Source organism: Shewanella sp. WXL01 (assembly GCF_012263345.1).
Classification (GTDB): Bacteria; Pseudomonadota; Gammaproteobacteria; order Enterobacterales; family Shewanellaceae; genus Shewanella; species Shewanella maritima.
In genome coordinates this window covers 149,569-168,213 of record NZ_JAAIKQ010000005.1, presented here as the reverse complement: position 1 = coordinate 168,213, position 18,645 = coordinate 149,569, and the positions used below count along the sequence as shown (strand labels likewise).

General features: G+C 43.7%; 18 protein-coding genes and 1 other annotated feature. Of the genes, 11 read left to right on the top strand and 7 right to left on the bottom strand.

Features of this window, described 5'->3' with window-relative positions; genetic code table 11:
* Positions 1–8: 8 nt before the first annotated feature.
* A complete protein-coding gene (hisG, locus tag G3R49_RS13570; protein WP_167870031.1) occupies positions 9–908 on the bottom strand; it encodes an ATP phosphoribosyltransferase in 900 nt (299 codons plus the stop codon).
* A gap of 50 nt (positions 909–958) precedes the next feature.
* Positions 959–1,075 (bottom strand) — a sequence feature (His leader region).
* 684 nt (positions 1,076–1,759) lie between these two features.
* On the opposite strand from hisG, the gene G3R49_RS13565 reads away from it, so the two are divergent.
* The 8 genes from G3R49_RS13565 (at position 1,760) to rnd (ending at position 10,496) form a co-directional block, all read left to right on the top strand.
* Entirely contained in the window at positions 1,760–3,715 is a 1,956-nt protein-coding gene (locus tag G3R49_RS13565; RefSeq protein ID WP_348633931.1) for an ATP-dependent DNA helicase, read from the top strand.
* 122 nt (positions 3,716–3,837) lie between these two features.
* Positions 3,838–4,527, top strand: coding sequence for a tRNA (adenosine(37)-N6)-threonylcarbamoyltransferase complex dimerization subunit type 1 TsaB (gene tsaB / locus G3R49_RS13560; RefSeq protein ID WP_167870030.1), 690 nt, complete (start codon positions 3,838–3,840; stop codon positions 4,525–4,527).
* 6 nt (positions 4,528–4,533) lie between these two features.
* Positions 4,534–4,950 carry a hypothetical protein gene (locus G3R49_RS13555; protein ID WP_167869941.1) on the top strand — a complete coding sequence of 139 codons (417 nt, stop codon included), beginning with the start codon at positions 4,534–4,536 and terminating at the stop codon, positions 4,948–4,950.
* Positions 4,943–5,668, top strand: a complete 726-nt coding sequence (locus tag G3R49_RS13550; protein WP_167870029.1) for a M50 family metallopeptidase — start codon at positions 4,943–4,945, stop codon at positions 5,666–5,668. Before G3R49_RS13555 ends, G3R49_RS13550 begins: the two co-directional genes overlap by 8 nt.
* Positions 5,658–6,500, top strand: a complete 843-nt coding sequence (locus G3R49_RS13545; RefSeq protein WP_167870028.1) for a class I SAM-dependent methyltransferase — start codon at positions 5,658–5,660, stop codon at positions 6,498–6,500. The genes G3R49_RS13550 and G3R49_RS13545 overlap by 11 nt, the downstream gene beginning before the upstream one ends.
* Positions 6,501–6,518: 18 nt before the next feature.
* Positions 6,519–7,424 (top strand): alpha/beta hydrolase, encoded by a 906-nt coding sequence (locus tag G3R49_RS13540; protein ID WP_348633930.1) that lies wholly within the window; start codon positions 6,519–6,521, stop codon positions 7,422–7,424.
* Between the two features lie 204 nt (positions 7,425–7,628).
* A complete protein-coding gene (fadD, locus tag G3R49_RS13535; RefSeq protein ID WP_167870027.1) occupies positions 7,629–9,302 on the top strand; it encodes a long-chain-fatty-acid--CoA ligase FadD in 1,674 nt (557 codons plus the stop codon).
* Between the two features lie 78 nt (positions 9,303–9,380).
* Positions 9,381–10,496, top strand: a complete 1,116-nt coding sequence (rnd, locus tag G3R49_RS13530) for a ribonuclease D (protein WP_167870026.1) — start codon at positions 9,381–9,383, stop codon at positions 10,494–10,496.
* A gap of 95 nt (positions 10,497–10,591) precedes the next feature.
* On the opposite strand, the gene minE is transcribed toward rnd, so the two are convergent.
* Genes minE through minC form a run of 3 tightly spaced genes read right to left on the bottom strand, consistent with a single transcriptional unit; the run spans position 10,592 to position 12,353 of the window.
* The gene (minE, locus tag G3R49_RS13525) at positions 10,592–10,852 is read right to left on the bottom strand and encodes a cell division topological specificity factor MinE (protein WP_167870025.1); all 261 of its coding nucleotides are present in this window, start codon (positions 10,850–10,852) and stop codon (positions 10,592–10,594) included.
* Positions 10,853–10,854: 2 nt separating this feature from the next.
* Entirely contained in the window at positions 10,855–11,664 is an 810-nt protein-coding gene (gene minD, locus G3R49_RS13520) for a septum site-determining protein MinD (protein ID WP_130602681.1), read from the bottom strand.
* A 26-nt stretch (positions 11,665–11,690) separates the two neighbouring features.
* A complete protein-coding gene (minC, locus tag G3R49_RS13515) occupies positions 11,691–12,353 on the bottom strand; it encodes a septum site-determining protein MinC (RefSeq protein WP_130602683.1) in 663 nt (220 codons plus the stop codon).
* A 121-nt stretch (positions 12,354–12,474) separates the two neighbouring features.
* Here minC and G3R49_RS13510 point away from each other — a divergent pair, with 121 nt between their 5' ends.
* Together G3R49_RS13510 and G3R49_RS13505 are read left to right on the top strand one after the other, a co-directional pair.
* Complete coding sequence (locus G3R49_RS13510; RefSeq protein ID WP_130602685.1) at positions 12,475–12,798, top strand: YcgL domain-containing protein; 324 nt, start codon at positions 12,475–12,477, stop codon at positions 12,796–12,798.
* Between the two features lie 5 nt (positions 12,799–12,803).
* Entirely contained in the window at positions 12,804–13,244 is a 441-nt protein-coding gene (locus G3R49_RS13505) for a YcgN family cysteine cluster protein (RefSeq protein WP_130602687.1), read from the top strand.
* Positions 13,245–13,326: 82 nt separating this feature from the next.
* On the opposite strand, the gene dsbB is transcribed toward G3R49_RS13505, so the two are convergent.
* The gene (gene dsbB, locus G3R49_RS13500) at positions 13,327–13,842 is read right to left on the bottom strand and encodes a disulfide bond formation protein DsbB (protein ID WP_167870024.1); all 516 of its coding nucleotides are present in this window, start codon (positions 13,840–13,842) and stop codon (positions 13,327–13,329) included.
* 88 nt (positions 13,843–13,930) lie between these two features.
* Entirely contained in the window at positions 13,931–15,526 is a 1,596-nt protein-coding gene (gene nhaB / locus G3R49_RS13495) for a sodium/proton antiporter NhaB (RefSeq protein ID WP_130602689.1), read from the bottom strand.
* Positions 15,527–16,265: 739 nt separating this feature from the next.
* Here nhaB and fadR point away from each other — a divergent pair.
* Complete coding sequence (gene fadR, locus G3R49_RS13490) at positions 16,266–16,985, top strand: fatty acid metabolism transcriptional regulator FadR (RefSeq protein WP_167870023.1); 720 nt, start codon at positions 16,266–16,268, stop codon at positions 16,983–16,985.
* A gap of 92 nt (positions 16,986–17,077) precedes the next feature.
* Here fadR and G3R49_RS13485 read toward each other — a convergent pair whose 3' ends face one another.
* A complete protein-coding gene (locus tag G3R49_RS13485) occupies positions 17,078–18,640 on the bottom strand; it encodes a SpoVR family protein (RefSeq protein WP_167870022.1) in 1,563 nt (520 codons plus the stop codon).
* Positions 18,641–18,645: the final 5 nt, after the last annotated feature.

The window sequence follows — 18,645 nt, the reverse complement described above, 5'->3', positions numbered from 1 at the left end:
ATGATGCGTTACCCCATCATCTTTTCAATTGGCATAACGAGTATCGAGCTTGCGCCCAACTCCTTAAGCTGCTCCATAGTATCCCAGAACAAGTCCTCACTAGATACTGCGTGGATTGCTACGCGGTTGCTGTCGTCGTTAAGCGGTAATACTGTTGGGTTTTCCGCGCCAGGCAGCAGCGAAACGATTTGCTCTAAGGTTTCTGTCGGCGCGTGCAGCAAGATGTATTTACTCTCGCGTGCGCTGATAACACCGTTCATGCGTGATAGCAGTTTATCGATTAATGCTTGTTTAGCTGGAGTTTGCGGCGCTGCTGACTGGATAAGGCAGGCTTTAGAACGATAGATAACGTCGGTTTCATAAAGCCCGTTGGCTTCTAGCGTGGCGCCAGTCGATACAAGATCGCAAATGCCATCAGCAAGGCCTGCGCGCGGCGCTACTTCTACAGAGCCTTTTAGCATACAGTCGCTGTAGGTGATGCCTTTTTGCTGCATATAACGGCGCAGTAAGTTCGGATAAGAAGTGGCAATACGCAAACCTTCCAGTGAGCTTGCATCCTGGTAGCTAAACTCTTTTGGAACAGCGAGAGATAGGCGGCAACCACCAAAGTCGAGTTGACGCAGCTTATTGTACGCCGCTGGCTTACCGAGTGTTTCGCGCTCGATTTGCTCTTCTTCAAGTACATTTTCACCAATAAAGCCTAGATCAACCACGCCATCCATGACTAGACCAGGAATATCGTCATCACGTACGCGAAGTAGGTCGATTGGCATATTGTCAGCGTGGGCAATCAGGCGCTGCTCATTAACGTTAAATTTTACTCCGCAGCCTTTAAGCAGCTTCTGCGACTCTTTCGATAAGCGACCTGATTTTTGAATCGCGATGCGTAAACGGTTTGAATCAGTCATTTGTACTCTTCCTTTAACTATCTAAATTTAAAATTCTTTAAAATTCAGGCATTAAAAAACCCCTGAAATTCCTTCCAGGGGTTTAAGTGATCTTTATTCACCACCGGAAGGACATGAACCTCCGGCAGTAAGCATCCGAAGGCTACCGCATATGATGGTGATGATGGATTGAAATCAATTGGATGCTCATAATAAAAACTGTCTCTAATTCGTCTTGTTCAGGCAACTCATGCGATAAAAATCAAGTTGCTTTGTTTACTTGCTAAACACGTTAACCCGAGGTTAATTTGATTGCAATAGCCAAACAGCACAAATTTAGCAATTAAATAAACCTGTGGGTTATAAGATATATTTATGCAGCTAAGGTGGTGGGTTTGATAACGGGATGATTGGTTGTCTAGTTGGGGGTTGAAAGGTCTTGTCGCGTAAGGAATGGAGCTGCATTTTTATAGTGCGCTAGTTTTAATGAGTTTTCTCGTTATCTATATCTGTTTGTGAAGTTTGCATTTATCCTAACTCAAGCTAGATTTTCGGTAATTAACTAATGTGGCGCCACCCTGCTTGGGTGAATACTTATTCGTAATTTACGCTGAATAATGTGACTGTTGTTCGATTCATTTAGAATGTCTTTAGTGCTTTACCCTTCATTAAATTGTTATTTGCTCGATAAATGACCCATCCGCTAGTTTTTGCGCTTTGTAGTTTCTGCGCTTTCCCCTTGTATGACATAATTCGCCTGATGAGCACCAATAGCACTGCTAGGTAAAAGTCGTAATCGCTCAGTTTTTTTGTTAGTTCTAACACCCGAAATTTACTGTATTAAGCGCTAATGTGAGCGTTAGAGGACATCCGTGAGTTTATCTTTAGCCAATCTTGTCGCTGATATATTTAAGCCAAACGGTGCGCTTTCGAAAAGTATTGGCGTATATCACCAGCGTGATGCTCAGCTGCAGATGGCTATTGAAGTCGCAAACTCAATTTCTGCTAAGTCAAATCTTGTACTTGAGGCGGGAACGGGTGTGGGTAAAACCTTTGCGTATCTTGTACCTGCGCTGCTTAGTGGTAAACAGGTGGTGATAAGTACGGGAAGTAAAAATCTGCAAGATCAGCTGTTTGTTAAAGATTTACCGACTATCTTGTCGATGCTCGACATTCATCAACGTGTCGCCTTGCTTAAAGGGCGTAATAATTACTTATGCCAGTTGCGGCTTGATAACACCATGGCTGATGCCGCTCGATATCAAGCCGATTATTTGGACGATTTATTAAAAATCAATCAATGGGCATCGCTCACTTCAGATGGTGATTTAGGCAAGTTGACCACAGTGTCTGAAAACTCAATTGTGCTGAATGATGTAATGAGTACCAAGGAGTCTTGCAAGGGCAAAAAGTGTGATTTTTATGATGCTTGCTTTACCCGTAAGGCAAGGGTAAAAGCCATTGAAGCGAAGGTGATTGTGGTTAACCATCACTTGTTTTTTGCAGACCGCCTGCTAAAAGACACGGGCTTTGCTGAGCTGCTTCCCGACCCTGATGTAGTGATATTCGATGAAGCCCATTTATTACCAGATACCTGCATCAATTATTTTGGCGATAACATTTCTACACGGGAAATCGACCGTCAATTATCTGCGCTTATCTCAATCCATAAGGAAGAGGTGCGAGACTCTATTCAAATTGAGCAACTGAGTTACCGCTGTTTATCGTTACTTGAGCAGTGGCAGCAAGGCTTGATTGAGCAGCAAATTGATAATTACCGCCATGTATTAGCTAACAAAAAGTTAGCAGGACTTGGCTGGCAGTTAATTGAAGAACTTAATGCCCTGCAAACAGTGCTCAGTGCTCATGTTGGCCGTTTTGAATCCCTCGATGAAGCGCTGGAAAAACTTGATAGGCTCAATGGCAGATTGGTGAGCTTTTTTGAGTGTAATGACCCTAATTCAGCCTACAGTGTGGATATTGGTCTTAACCAATTAATGCTGCGAGTGGCACCGATTAATATCGCCAAACAGTGTGAGGCATTGTTTGAGCCATCAACAAGTTGGGTATTCACTTCTGCAACCTTGCAAGTGAATCGTGAGCTTTCTCATTTCACCCGTGAAATGGGGATAGCAAGTGCCAAGCAGGTTATTTTAGACAGCCCATTTGATTATCCTAATCAAGCTATTTTATGTGTGCCACGCTATTTAGGTAAGCGTAACGCATCTATGCCCGATGCCAGCAGCGATATGAGCCAGTCTTACTATATTCAGCAGCTTGTTGACGTGTGTGTGCAGGCGATAAATGCCGCCAAAGGGCGCACCTTTATATTATTTACCAGTCATCACATGCTCAACTTAACGGCACAGTTGCTCGCCACCAAGGTGCGTTATCCGCTGCTGGTACAGGGGCAGGGCAGTAAACAGAATTTGCTGAACAAATACCGGCAACTAGGTAATGCGGTGCTATTAGGAACCAGTAGTTTCTGGGAAGGAATTGACGTAAAGGGCAAATTACTGAGCTGCGTGATCATCGACAAGCTGCCGTTTGTTAGCCCTGACAATACCTTGTATAAAGCGCGTGCGGCGAATATTGAGCAGCAACAGCAAGATCCGTTCAGTCATATTTCATTGCCCCAGGCTGTTATTGCATTAAAGCAGGGTGTCGGGCGATTGATACGGGACGAGAAAGATTGCGGCGTGCTGATTTTGTGTGACAACCGTATTGTCAACCGAGATTACGGCGCCGCGTTTTTGCAGTCGCTGCCGCCTATGTACCGTACCCGTGAGCTTGATGTTGCTTTAGAATTTTTAAAAGCAATTAATTGATCCACAAATACTTGCACATCTAGTCGCACATTTATTCGCGTGTTCTTGGCGAATGACTGCGCTTTTTTATCGATAGGCTATCAGGTATCATAGCGCTAATTTTTACTAGTCGTTTTTGATACATGAATATTCTTGCTCTTGATACCTGCACCGAGGCTTGCTCGGCTGCGCTTAGTTCTCAACAACAATTGTTTTCTCGGAGTGCTGATGCGCCGCGCGAACATAGCCAACGCCTATTGCCTATGGTTGATGAAGTTTTGCAAGATGCTGAAATTACCATTGCAGATGTAGACTTAATTGCCTATGGTCGTGGGCCAGGTAGCTTTACTGGTATTCGTATCTGCACTAGCATGACCCAAGGTTTAGCCCTTGGCCATGATATACCTGTTATCGGTATTTCAACCCTTGCCACCATGGCGCAAATGGCGATCAACATCCACGGCGCAAAGCAAATCCTTTGTTGCATTGATGCGCGAATGAATGAAGTGTATTGGGGGCAGTACATCAATCAAGATGGTGTTGCTGTGCTAGTGGCAACCGAGCAGGTAAGCTCCCCAGATGATATGGTTATTGCGCTAGATACTGAGCAGGAGATTATTGCTTGCGGCACGGGTTTTGATGCGTACCTTGAGCTGCTTGAGCGTGCCCAAGTGATTTCACTGTCTGAGCAGGTGAAATATCCTGACGCAAGCGCTATGATTAGCTTAGCTAAAGTGGGTTTTGACGCTGGCGAGCATACCAGTGTCGATGAACTTGCACCTGTTTACTTACGTGATACTGTTACCTGGAAGAAGCTACCGGGACGCGAATAGGGCTTTATGCAACTTAACTCGATTAACCAAGCCAGTAATTTCACTCAGCCAATCAGCTTATCTCAAGCCGTGGCGGGTAACCGTGCGCCTGAAGTCAAGGCGACGGTAGATGTGAAAGCGGTTAATAGGGCTAACCAGGCTCAATTTGCTAATCAAGCAGATATCATTGAGGGCGAGCTAAGCAAGTCGCAATCAGCCAAGTCGCAAAATAGCTCTGCAGAAGCTGAGCGCGGTAACTTTGAGTTAACTCAGGCGCTTAAAAGTCAGCTTGACGAGCTAATGTCTGCATCAAACGGTGCCAATCTAGCTTATGATGATCCATCAAGCACTCAGCGCGGCGCCATTAGCGAATACCTGACGACTCAGCACAGTGCAAAACGCGAAGAGATTCAACAAATGGTTGGAATAGACATTTATGCCTGAATCAGGTCTTACGCCAAACTCATCAAAACTTTCATCACACCTTTCATCACAGTCTGCGGTTCCTTCTCGGAGCCGTTTTGTTATTGAGCTTTTAGTGGCCTTAATTGTCACCAAATTGCCCTATGTTAGCGTGCCATTTAAGTGGTTCGAAAGCTTCTTCCATGAAATATCCCATGGGATCGCAACCCTAATTACCGGCGGTATGGTAAATAGTATTCAGCTATTTCCAAATGGTGCAGGCCTTTGCACTAGTCAAGGTGGGAATGCCATCTTAATTGCCTTTAGCGGATACCCAGGTGCCGCCTTGTGGGGCTACCTTATTTTCTTGTTAGCTACCTGGCGTGCAGGTATTCGTTTTACCTTGTCATTGCTTGGGCTGATAGTCATGGCAAGTTCGTTGTTTTGGGCAAGAGATATGTTGACTATCATTATCTTGCTTTGTTTAGCCGGACTTTTTTTGTTACCAATTAAGTTAAATAACAATAGTCTTTTAAATAGTTTACTGCGTATATTAGGCCTTATGATTATGCTCAACGCCGTGGCAAGCCCCACAGTGTTGTTTGGTCTAAGCGGTAAAGGTGATGCGAATATGTTGTCGCAAATGACCTGGCTACCTGCTTGGATATGGATTTTTATTTGGCTAGCGTTCAGTGGATTAATGTTGTGGCTGAGCTGGTCGAAGGTGAATGTTAACAAGGGAGTAAAACATGAAGCTTAAGTATCTTGCAGCTGCTGTAATAGGGCTGTCGCTAACCACTACTATGCCAGTTACTGCTGGGCACCACAAAGCGGGTGAACATGCACAGGTTAATGCGCAGCTAAAGTCTGCGCTGAAAAGTGACTTTCGCAGTGAATCAAATGCTAAGCGCGATAAATATCGTAATCCGGGTGCAACCCTCAGCTTTTTTGAGGTGACGCCTGAGAAAACCGTTATTGAGCTTTGGCCTGGTGGTGGTTGGTATGCTGAGATCTTAGCGCCTTATCTGGCTGATAAAGGTCAGTATGTAGCGGCAAACTTTGAAACCAATCCAAGTGAAGATAACCGCCGTACTCGCTACTACGCTAAAGCGGGTAAGAAGTTTGAAAAGTGGGTAGAAGATAACAAAGCTGTAGTGAAGAACGTAGGCTTTGCCACGCTAAACCCACCTGAGAAGACTAAGTTGGGTGAAGATAATAGTGCTGATGTGGTGTTAACCTTCCGTAACCTACATAACTGGGCAATGGCGGGTAACCTAGAGTCAGTATTTGCTGGTGCTTATGCAGTGTTGAAACCCGGTGGCGTGTTTGGTGTGGTAGAGCACAGAGCTAACCCTGGTATGCCAGCGGATAGCGGCTATATGGATCAGGCTGAGATGGTCAAGCTTGCTGAAAAAGTTGGCTTTACCCTAGCTGAAGCGTCAGAGATCAACGCCAATGCAAAAGACACTAAAGATTACCCTAAAGGTGTTTGGACGCTTCCTCCTCGCTTAGCGATGGAAGATCAAGATAAAGACAAATACCTTGCGATTGGCGAAAGCGATCGTATGACACTTAAGTTCGTCAAAAAGTAATTTGTTGAATTGATATAAGTGTTACATGAATCGATAAATAAAGAGATAAGGTGTGAAGCTATCACCTTATCTCTTCCGCAAATTGAGCTTGCTGGCATCAGTTATGGTGACGCAACAAAGCCTATTCTCTTATGTTTACATGGTTGGTTAGACAACCTAAATAGCTTTATCCCTCTGGTAAATGAGTTAAGCCTTCAAGGCATCTTGTCTCATTATCAAATTATCTGCATTGATTGGCCTGGCCATGGCTTATCTGCCCATCGACCCGGGATTTATCCGCTTCATTGGGTTGATTATATTTACGATCTACATGCGACAATCGCACAGTTAAAGCTGCGCAACAGTAGCGTTAGCATTATTGGGCATTCTCTCGGCGGTATTATCGCATCTGCTTACAACGCCGCCTTTGCTAATAGCATTGATAAGTTGGTGTTAATTGAGGCGTTAGTGCCCATGTTTGAATCAGAGCAAAATATCCGGTCGCGATTAGTTAAAGGTATTGAAGCTCAAAGTCGATTTGCTAGCAAACAACTTAGTCAAAGCGCTAAAACGGTTGATATCAATACTGCGGTGAGTGCACGTCATCAATTGACCAAGTTAGATAAGCCTTGGTGTGAATTAATCACCGAGCGTAATTTGCGCTCAACTGAGGTGGGTTTTGTATGGCGAAGCGACCCCAGACTCAAGCTAGACTCCTTGTATCGCCTAAGTTTTAGTCAAGTTGAACAACTAATGAATGCAACTGGTACGCCCAGTTTATTAGTGTTAGGAACTGACGGCTATAAACAGCTAAAATCCCTGCCGCCAAAGGCTAAGCGCTGGTTTAATGATTTGAAAACCGTGTTATTGGAAGGCGATCATCATCTGCACATGGGCAGTGCAGAACAAGTAGCGACGCAGATTCGAGCTTTTATACTAAATTAAGCCTAGATTGTTACAAAAATACTAGGTTTTTTGTTTCGAGTATGTGATTATGGGCACAAATTAAAACGCTCGTATGATTTTGTCGTAGAGTCAATAACAAAGATTTTTGGACATTTTTCAACCACAATTAAAACTCTAATTGGAAGTTGTCCCTTGCTACTGACATAGCAATGCTATGGAGTAGGATTTAATTAGGAGATTCCCGTGGACCAGCCTTGGATTAATCACTTACCTGCTGACGTGCCAGCAGAAATTAACCCTGACCAATTTACCTCGCTTGTGGACATGTTTGAGCAAGCTGTCAACAAGTATGCAGATACACCAGCGTTCATCAACATGGGCGCAAAGATGACCTACCGTAAGCTTGAAGAGCGCAGCCGCGCCTTTGCGGCGTACTTGCAAAATGAGTTAGGTCTAGAAAAGGGCGATCGCGTTGCGTTAATGATGCCTAACTTGCTGCAATATCCTATTGCGCTTTTTGGAGTACTACGTGCAGGTATGGTTGTGGTTAACGTGAATCCACTATATACCCCACGAGAGCTTAAACATCAGCTGGTGGACTCTGGCGCTAAGGCCATTGTTGTTGTGTCTAACTTTGCGCGTACCCTTGAAGAAGTGGTTGACCAAACACCTGTGCAGTCAGTCATTATTACTGGTCTTGGCGATCAGCTAAGCGCGCCTAAACGCACATTAGTTAACTTTGTCGTTAAGTACATCAAGAAGATGGTGCCTAAGTATCACTTACCTCATGCTCGCTCATTTAGAGATAGTCTGTCGAAAGGTCGCCGCCAACAGTATATCAAGCCTGAAATCACTAACGATGATTTAGCATTCTTACAATATACCGGTGGCACTACTGGTGTATCAAAAGGGGCAATGTTGACTCACCGCAGCGTGGTAGCCAATGTGCTGCAAGCAAATGGTGCTTATGCGCCAGCGTTGCAAGATGGCAAAGAGCTAGTGGTGACCGCATTGCCGCTATATCATATTTTCGCGCTGACAGTTAACTGCTTATTGTTCCTGCATAAAGGTAGTCAAAACTTATTAATCACTAACCCGCGTGATATTCCAGCCTTTGTTGCTGATTTAAAGAAATACCCATTTACTGCGCTTACGGGTGTGAACACCTTGTTCAACGCACTAGTTAACGATGCTGACTTTAAAGCGCTAGATTTTTCTAAGCTAAAACTGTCAATCGGCGGCGGTATGGCAGTGCAGAAAGCCGTTGCTGATAAATGGCAAAGCATTACCCAAACTCGTTTACTTGAAGGCTATGGTTTAACTGAAGCATCACCGCTAGTGACCTGCTGCCCGTACGACCTAGACGGATACAACGGCTCAATCGGTTTCCCCGCGCCATCAACCCTTATCCAGGTGCGCAGTGAAGAAGGTGAAGTACTCCCGCAAGGTGAAGTGGGTGAGTTATTTGCTAAAGGCCCGCAGGTTATGCGCGGTTACTGGCAGCGTCCAGAAGAAAGCAGCAAGGTAATCGATGAAAATGGCTGGTTAGCTACTGGTGATATTGGCTACATGGATGAAAAAGGCTTCTTCTACATTGTTGACCGTAAGAAAGACATGATTTTAGTCTCTGGCTTTAACGTATTCCCAAATGAAGTGGAAGATGTCGTCGCTCTGCACCCTAAAGTGATTGAGGTTGCAGCTGTAGGTGTACCTCACGATGTCAGTGGTGAGTTAGTTAAAATTTTCGTGGTAGCCAAAGATAAGTCCGTGACTGAAAAAGATTTGATTAAGCATTGCCGCGAACATTTAACAGGATATAAAGTACCAAAACTGGTAGAATTTAGAGACGAGCTACCCAAAACCAATGTGGGTAAAATTTTACGCAGAGAGTTAAGAGACGAGGCGAGCAACGCTTAAACGAGCAATGCATATGTCTGAGTTTGACTCTTCTGTAAAAAGCCGGCCTAGATAGCCGGCTTTTTGATGGAGTATTTAGTGTTAACTTTTGAGTATATTAAAACCGATGAACAGCTGAGTGAGCTTGTGGCTCAGTATCAGCAATCTCCATTGCTAGTGATCGACACTGAGTTTGTGCGTACTCGCACTTACTATGCAAATCTTGGGCTTATTCAAGCTTATGATGGTAAAACCCTCGCGCTTATCGACCCTGTTGCTGTTAGTGATTTATCGTGTTTTTGGCAGCTGCTGACGGATGAAAGCATCGTTAAATTGGTGCATTCATGCAGTGAAGATCTAGAAGTGTTTGCCCATTATGGAAAGTGCCAACCTAAGCCACTGTTTGACAGCCAAATCGCCGCCAGCATGGGTAATATGGGTTATGGACTTGGCTACGCTAAGCTAGTGCAGCAGTGCCTAGATGTGGAAATTGATAAAGGCGAATCGCGCACCGATTGGATGAAGCGCCCGTTAACCAATGCTCAGTTGCAATACGCTGCCAACGATGTGTTCTACCTTTATAAGCTGTATCCACAGCTAAAACAAAAGCTTGAGCAGATGGGGCGCAGTGAATGGTTATTTGAAGAAGGTGAGCGCATTACCCAAGGGCGTTTAGATGCGCCAGATCCAGAAACCGCTTACCTTAAAGTTAAGAATGCCTTTCAGTTAACGCCTAAGCAGCTGGCTTGTTTAAAAGTGCTAGCGGCATGGCGCCTGCAGAAAGCCTTGAGCCGCAATTTAGCACTGGGTTTTGTCATTAAAGATCATGCCTTAATTGCTTTGGCTAAAAAGCAGCCGCAAAGTGTTACTGCCCTCAACAAGTTAGTTGACCTTACTGATCACGAAAAGCGTTTTCATGGTAAAGAGCTGGTCAAACTCATTACCACTGTCGACTTTAGCGACTTGCCTGAGCAGATAGATGTCATTGCGCTACGCCCAGGTTATAAGTCTACCTTTAAGCAGATCAAAAATACTCTGGTCGAGCTGTGTGAGCACAAGCAAGTGGCAACTGAGTTTATTGCGTCTAAACGCCTTATTCATGAGTTTATGCTGTGGCTGTTTAACAATAAACAAGGTGAAACGCCGCTGTTATTGTCAGGCTGGCGTGGTGAAGTGGTAGGCTCGGCGATTGATGATGTGAGCTTTTCTGGCTGAATATAACTTAAACAAGACTGCCAAAAGCATGCATAAAAAAGGATAGCCATTGGCTATCCTTTTTTAGTTTGAGCGAGCAAAGGTGTTAACGCCTGCTATTTACCATCAGGTAAGGTCACGTTTAGCTCTAATACAGACAAGTTATTATCATCTTGGTCAAGTTGCACGTTCACTTGATCTTCATTGACATGCACGTATTTACGGATGACTTCAATAATCTCTTGTTTCATCTGCGGAAAGTAATCAGGGGCATCACGTTCAGCACGTTGGTGCGCAACAATGATCTGTAGACGGTCTTTGGCTAATGACGCGCTCGCGGCTTTTTTATTGCTTCTAAAGTAATCAAGTATCGACATAATTAGCTACCAAAAATCCGTTTTAGGAATCCTTTTTTCTCTTCTTCAGTAAAGCGAAGTGGTACATCATTACCCAGTAAACGCTCGATTGTATCACTATAAGCTAAACCAGCATCGCTATCTTGGTCAATAATCACAGGCACACCTGAGTTCGATGCTTTAAGCACAGCTTGTGACTCTGGAATGACGCCAAGCAGTTTAATTGCAAGGATTTCTTCTACATCTTCCACGCTTAGCATCTCACCCGTTTTAACGCGAGCAGGTGAGTAGCGAGTCAGCAATAACCATTCTTTAATTGGCTCAAGGTTTTGCTCAGCGCGGCGTGAGCGGCTTTGCAGCATGCCAAGAATACGATCTGAGTCGCGCACTGAGCTAACTTCTGGGTTGGTAGTGACGATAGCAACATCAGCGAAATACAGCGCCATCATTGCGCCTTGCTCGATACCTGCTGGCGAGTCACAAATAATAAACTCGAAGTCTTTAGCAAGATCGTCTAATACCTTACCCACACCTTCTTTGGTTAGGGCATCTTTATCGCGGGTCTGCGAAGCTGGCAAGATAAACAGGTTCTCGCAACGTTTGTCTTTAATCAATGCCTGGTTTAAATTTGCTTCACCATTGATAACATTAACAAAATCGTAAACAACGCGGCGCTCACAACCCATAATTAGGTCGAGGTTTCTTAGGCCGATATCAAAATCAATAACGACAGTTTTGTGACCTTTTAGCGCAAGGCCTGTGGCTATTGCTGCGCTAGAAGTGGTTTTACCAACGCCGCCTTTTCCTGAGGTGACAACAATAATCTGTGCCATGTGTAATATCCTTTTTGATGCCTAATTTAAGGCAATGATTCTACAGAAAGGCTGCTACCAGATAAGCGTACGCAACCTCTGTCTTCAATTTGGTGTTGTTGTATATGTTCTGCAAGCCAATACTTGCCGGCAATTGACACTAATTCGGGATGAAGTTTACTGGCGATAATCACACTTTGATCGTCACCACTTGCACCAGCCATTGCCTTACCGCGCAGCGCTCCATAGATATGAATGCTACCATCTGCGATGACCTCAGCGCCATTACCAACCGCGCCAAATACAACTAAATCGCTATCTTTGGCGTAAATTTGCTGACCTGAGCGGACATTTTGCTTAACTATTTTGGTGCTGCGTTTAGGTAGCTCAGGTGTCGGTGCTTGTTTGCCAGACTTAACCACAGCTAGGCCGCAGCGTTTTGCTTGTTTAACAATGTCTTCACTCGCTTCTGTTACCCCAACAATCACAAGTTGGCGCGAATTGAGAATGGTTTTAATGGCAAGTAAATCGACTTGAACGTCGTTTAGCGCTGATAAATTCAAAATGAGCGGTGCACCTAAGAAAAATTGCGGTGCCTGGGCAAGCTTTTGATCTAATTCCTGAGTGATAACGTCCAGATTATCTTGATGAATATATAAAACGGATAAGGTAAATGATGTGGCTTTAAGCTCTAAATTTGGTTTGGCCATCCCGGCGCAATCTCCAACATTCCAGCTGATAAACTGATTTTTAAAATTATTTTAGTGCGCTCCATGTTATAGTGTGCGCTGTTGACTATCAAGCATGAAACCTGGGAAAAGTGATACAAAAATGATTTGTGCAGTATATAAAAGTAGCCGTAAGCCAGACACCTATCTATACGTTGAAAAACGCGATCAATTTGATGCTGTGCCGCAGCCTTTGATGGATATGTTTGGTGCGCCAACATTTGTGATGTTACTGCCGATAGAGAAGACCAAAAAACTGGCTCTAGCTGATATTGATAAGGTTAAATCTGAGCTGAAAGACAAGGGTTTTTATCTGCAATTACCACCGCCAAGCGAGAACCTGTTAGAGCAGCATCGTCTTGACTTGGGCTTAAGTGAAAAAGTAGACCCAGATACTGTGTTTGCTCGCAATGCAGAAGATAAATAACCGCCATGGCTTTTTGGGAAGAACTTAGCCTTGAGCAAATGAACAATGAGCAATGGGAGCTGTTGTGCGACGGTTGCGGCAAGTGTTGTTTGAATAAGGTGATTGATGATGATACGGAAGAACTGTATTACACCAATGCTGCGTGTCATTTATTAAGCCACAAAACAGGTAGCTGCGATAAATACCCAGAGCGTTTTAAGCATGTACCTCAGTGCACTGCAATTACTAAAGATAATATCGCTAGTTTAGATTGGCTGCCCGATAGCTGCAGTTACCGCCGCCTGCATATGGGTAAAACGTTGCCAAGTTGGCACCCGTTACTGACAGGCTCAAAAGCGGCGATGCATCAAGCTGGTATGTCTGTGAAAGGTAAAGTGGTCGATGAGCGCAAGATTAAATATCTTGAAGATCATATTGTGCTTTGGCCGCTTGTTTCAAAAGATTAAACATAGCAATGTTAAATACACAAAAGGGCGCATCTGCGCCCTATGTTTTGTTTGTTACTTTTTATCCCAATGGATATTGAGTCTAGCTTTTAGCCGCTGGTTTAAGCGCAGGTATCAGCATTAGAACCAAAGTAAGTAGATAAACCAAAAAACCTAACATCATCCACTGGGTCATGGTCACGCCCATAAATGACCAAGGGATGTCGCTACACATGCCGCGAGGTTCGAAGAAAAATGGCATCCATTTATCTAATGGCATGAAATCAGGAAACTCGGCAAAAAACGAGCAGGTAGAAAATGGGTTCGGGTTGACTTGCATTTCGTTTAGTTCATTTGCAAGTTTAAGGCCCCAGGCTGCAGATACTGCCCAAGTCACTAGCCCAACCAACCTAACCAACCACACTTTGGGTGCAATCATACCTATTAGACCTGCAGCCATGATCCCAAGCACAGCCACGCGGATATAAATACACATGACACATGGGTCTAAGTGCATCACATATTGAAAAAATGCCGCTGCTAACTCTAATGCTAGGCCTGATATAAACAGTATTGTCCATGATTGGCGAGACTGACTAAAGCGTGTGAGAAAACCCAAAACTACCTTCCTTTAAATATAAAAAAACACCCTCAAACAGAGGGTGTTGGCAGTATATATAAGTCAATCCTGAATGTTAAGGGCAATCCTAGTGATGGCCGCCTACAGCTTCAGTGATTTCTTTAGCGCTGTGATGCTCAATCCAGTGCATGTTGTATAGCACTTCAGTCATGTCGGTTAAGAAACCTGACTGAATAGTCATGATACCGACAATCGACAATACGATGGTGTACGGTAACGCCATCCACACCATACGGCCGTATGATAGGCGGATAAGTGGAGCAAGTGCAGATGTTAACAAGAACAGGAATGCAGCTTGGCCATTTGGTGTTGCTACAGACGGTAGGTTGGTACCAGTGTTAATCGCTACTGCAAGTAAGTCAAACTGATCACGGGTGATTTGCGCATTCACTAACGCAGCTTTTACTTCGTTAATGTATACCGTACCCACGAATACGTTATCACTTACCATAGATAACAGGCCGTTTGCGATAAAGAAAATTACCAGCTGCATGTTGCCTTCAAAGTGCAGAGCCCATTCAATTACAGGCGCAAACAAACGCTGGTCGATAATCACACCAACAACGGCAAAGAATACGGCTAGCAGCGCGGTGAATGGCAGCGCTTCTTCAAATGCTTTACCTAGTGCATGCTCATCAGTGACACCATTAAATGCAGTTGCCAGAATGATAACTGAAAGACCGATTAGACCAACAGATGCCAAGTGGAAAGCAAGACCAATAATAAGCCACACGCCAACACACGCTTGTACGATAAGCTTCATTTTATCTGCTTTAGTACGGTTAGTGTCTTCGTATTCTGCGTAGTCACTTAAGATTGTGTGGACACGTTCTGGTAGTTGTGCGCCGTAACTAAATAGCTTGAATTTCTCAACCATGAAACATGTTGCCACACCCGCAACAAATACTGGCATGGTTACAGGGGACATACGAATAAAGAACTCTGCAAAGTTCCAGTGTGCTTGAGCTGCAATAATTAAGTTTTGCGGCTCGCCGACCATAGTACAAACACCACCTAGTGCGGTACCAACGCCAGCGTGCATAAGTAAGTTACGTAAGAATGCACGAAAATCTTCGAGCTCTTGATCGTTTAGCTGACCAGATTGTTCTGAAGTATGGTCGTGAGATTTGTTGCAGCTGAAGTCTTTACCTGATGCGACCTTGTGGTAAATCGAGTAGAAACCAACCGCAACAGCAATGATTACTGCGATTACAGTTAATGCGTCAAGGAAAGCAGATAAGAATGCTGAAGCAACACAAAACATCAGCGATACAACAATCTTTGAACGCACCTTGGTTATCATTTTGGTAAATACAAAAAGCAGTAACTGCTTCATAAAGTAAATACCGGCGACCATAAAGATAAGTAGCAGGAGAACTTCTAGGTTAGCTTCAATTTCATGAAGTACTTGTGAAGGAGAGGTCATGCCGATAAAAACGGCTTGAATGGCGAGCAAACCACCAGGTTGTAGTGGATAGCACTTAAGAGCCATTGCTAGGGTAAAGATAAACTCGATAACTAATACCCAGCCAGCAACAAACGGGCTAACCAAAAAAAACAGAATAGGGTTAATTACTAAAAAAGCTAAAATTGCGTATTTATACCATTTTGGTGAATTTCCCAAAAAGTTATTAAAGAACGCTTGACCTGTGGTTGCAGGCATAGTGCCTCTCCAATTTATAGTGTTGTTGGTACTTCACATACTCAAATGTGGATACAATCCGTTGAGCAGAGGTTAAATATTGAACTGTCTGTTCAGTCAGCAAACTAACTTTACTTAACATGTAGGTTATTCAATATTATCCAGCGGCGTCGCGGTGCAACGCGCTAACCCAGACTGCATGGGCTGCTAACACCTTGGCATGTATGTTTAAAATTCGGGGTAGTTTAGCTTAAATTAATCTTAATTGTAATATTACAAAACGAGGGCTAGGTTATACTTTTAACTAAAAATCATATTGTTCGGTGAATTTTTATGCGTTAGGTCTTGTCGCTGAAATGGATTGTGAGCAGGCTGTTGATTGTAAATATTTCGGTGTGATTTAGCGCAAATTTTACGCCGTCATTCCCCTTTACCAAAGTCGCCGGCTTTTAGCGGATAATCATTGGATTTGAACGATAAACGGTAGAGTATAGAAAAGTGCTTTGTTGGTGATTCAATGGTATCTAGGTCACTGAATACATCATTATATATTTCACTTCATAAGCTATAGGCGCGAAGTTCATAAAGTAGTAGCGTTTAGGCAATTGTGTCACTCGTTCACAAAGTCAAATTAGCATCCATTTAAAACTTACTATCTTTCGGATTAAGAATTTGACCAGGCTTATCAATCAAAGGTTTTTATTTTCTTGTTGTCTGGTATGATCAGTGCAATTTTGTCGCCATAGGATGTTTTAGACTGATGATTATCAATGCCAAAGGGCCCGCAAGCTTTGCTGAGAAATATATTGTGCGCTCAATTTGGGAAAATAAATTCCCGCCAGGGTCTATTTTACCGGCAGAACGCGAGTTGTCAGAGCTAATTGGTGTCACCCGAACAACATTGCGTGAAGTACTACAGCGTCTTGCTCGTGATGGCTGGTTGAAAATCCAACACGGTAAGCCGACTCAGGTAAATAACTTCTGGGAAACATCTGGACTTAATATTCTTGAAACCATTGCAGATCTAAATCCTGATGGTTTCCCTACGCTGGTTGACCAATTGATGTCAGCTCGTGCCAATGTCAGTCAAATCTATTTTAGAGCGGCATTTCGCTATAACCCGGAAAAAGTGGTTGAGGTTTTAGAGACAATCAAAGATCTACCCGCAGAAGCTGAAGCCTATGCAGATTTTGACTACAAACTGCACCACACGTTAGCATTTGCATCGGGTAACCCACTATATGTGCTTATCCTTAATGGTTTTAAAGGCCTATATAGCCGCGTTGGTGGTTACTACTTTGAAAATCAGGAAGCACGCGATCTTGCATTTAAGTTCTATGAAGACTTAGCAGTATTAGCCAAAGACGGTAATTACCAAGACGTGCCAGCCTTGATGCGCGAAAACGCTATAGCAAGTGGCGCAGTATGGCAAAAGCTGCGTGATGATATGCCAGCAGACATTGCGCTAGATAATAACTAAGGTCTGTTGTCAGTCTAAAAGAAAAGCCAATCAAATGATGATTGGCTTTTTTTGTCGATGTGATTCGTAATAGCTTGTTTTGAAGTCGATAACTAGATAATCACTGACGTGGCAGGCGAGGGCGTTTCAGTTGACTCTGGCTCTTTCGGGCATGTGGCGATGATGCTTGCGTGCCCTGTATCACTCACTTGCTCAAGCGTCACTTTAAACCCCCATAGGCGATGTAAGTGCTTTAGTACTTCTTCCTTGCTATCTGCAAGCTGTATTCGGTTATGGGGCGTGTATTGCAAGGTTAAAGATCGGTCGCCATTGACTTCAACCTTTGTCACTTGAATATTGGGTTCAAGGTTTGACAAGTTATATTGTTGCGAGAGTTTTTCTCGAATATCTTGATAGCCTTGCTCATCATGGATTGCTGATACAGTAAGGTGATTTTTCACGTCATCGTCAACAACTCCAAATAGTTTAAAGTCGCGAATAACTTTGGGTGACAAGTACTGACTAATAAAGCTCTCGTCTTTAAAGTTCTCCATGGCAAACTGTAGAGATTTAACCCAATCGCTGCCTGCTAAGTCCGGAAACCAGTATTTATCTTCCTCGGTTGGGTTTTCGCAAATCCTACGAATGTCGACAAACATGTTAAACCCAAGCGCATATGGATTAATGCCACTATAGTATTGGCTATTGTATGGTGGCTGCGCAACGACGGCAGTATGGTTTTGCAGAAACTCAAGCATGAACCTATCGGTGACTTTTCCGTCATCATAAAGGTGGTTCAAAATGGTGTAGTGCCAAAAGGTTGCCCAACCTTCATTCATTACCTGAGTTTGTTTTTGTGGGTAAAAATATTGCGCCATTTTTCGGACGATGCGCACTATCTCTCTTTGCCAGGGGGCGAGCAACGGTGAGTGTTTCTCAATAAAGTACAAGATGTTTTCTTGTGGCTCTTCTGGGAATGGCTTATCGGTTTCCTGTTTTGTTTGGATATCGCTTTTTGGGACAGTGCGCCACAGATCATTCACCTGACTTTGTAAATATGCTTCACGTTCTTTTTGACGATGTTTTTCTTCTTTAAAAGAAATCTCACTCGGGCGTTTATACCTGTCGACACCATAATTCATCAAAGCATGGCATGAATCCAATGTTAGCTCGACCGCTTCCACGCCATATTTTAACTCGCACTGATGAATGTAGTTTTTAGCAAACACCAGGTAATCAATGATAGAGCTTGCATCTGTCCAGGTTTTAAATAGATAGTTGTTTTTAAAGAAACTATTGTGTCCAAAACTGGCATGTGCCATCACCAGTGCTTGCATGGTAATGCTGTTTTCTTCCATTAAGTAAGCAATACAAGGATCTGAGTTGATCACAATCTCGTATGCAAGCCCCATCTGGCCGCGCTTGTAACCTTGCTCGGTTTCAATAAATCGCTTACCAAATGACCAGTGGGTATACCCAATAGGCATGCCTATGCCGGCATAAGCGTCAATCATTTGCTCAGCGGTGATCACTTCGATTTGATTAGGGTAATAATCTAATCCGTAGTGGTCGGCTACGCGTTCAATTTCCGACATGTAATCTTCGAGTAAATCAAATGTCCAGTCGGGTCCATCGCTTAGCTGAGAGTGAGGCGAGGCGGTTTTGTCTGTTGTCATTGTTG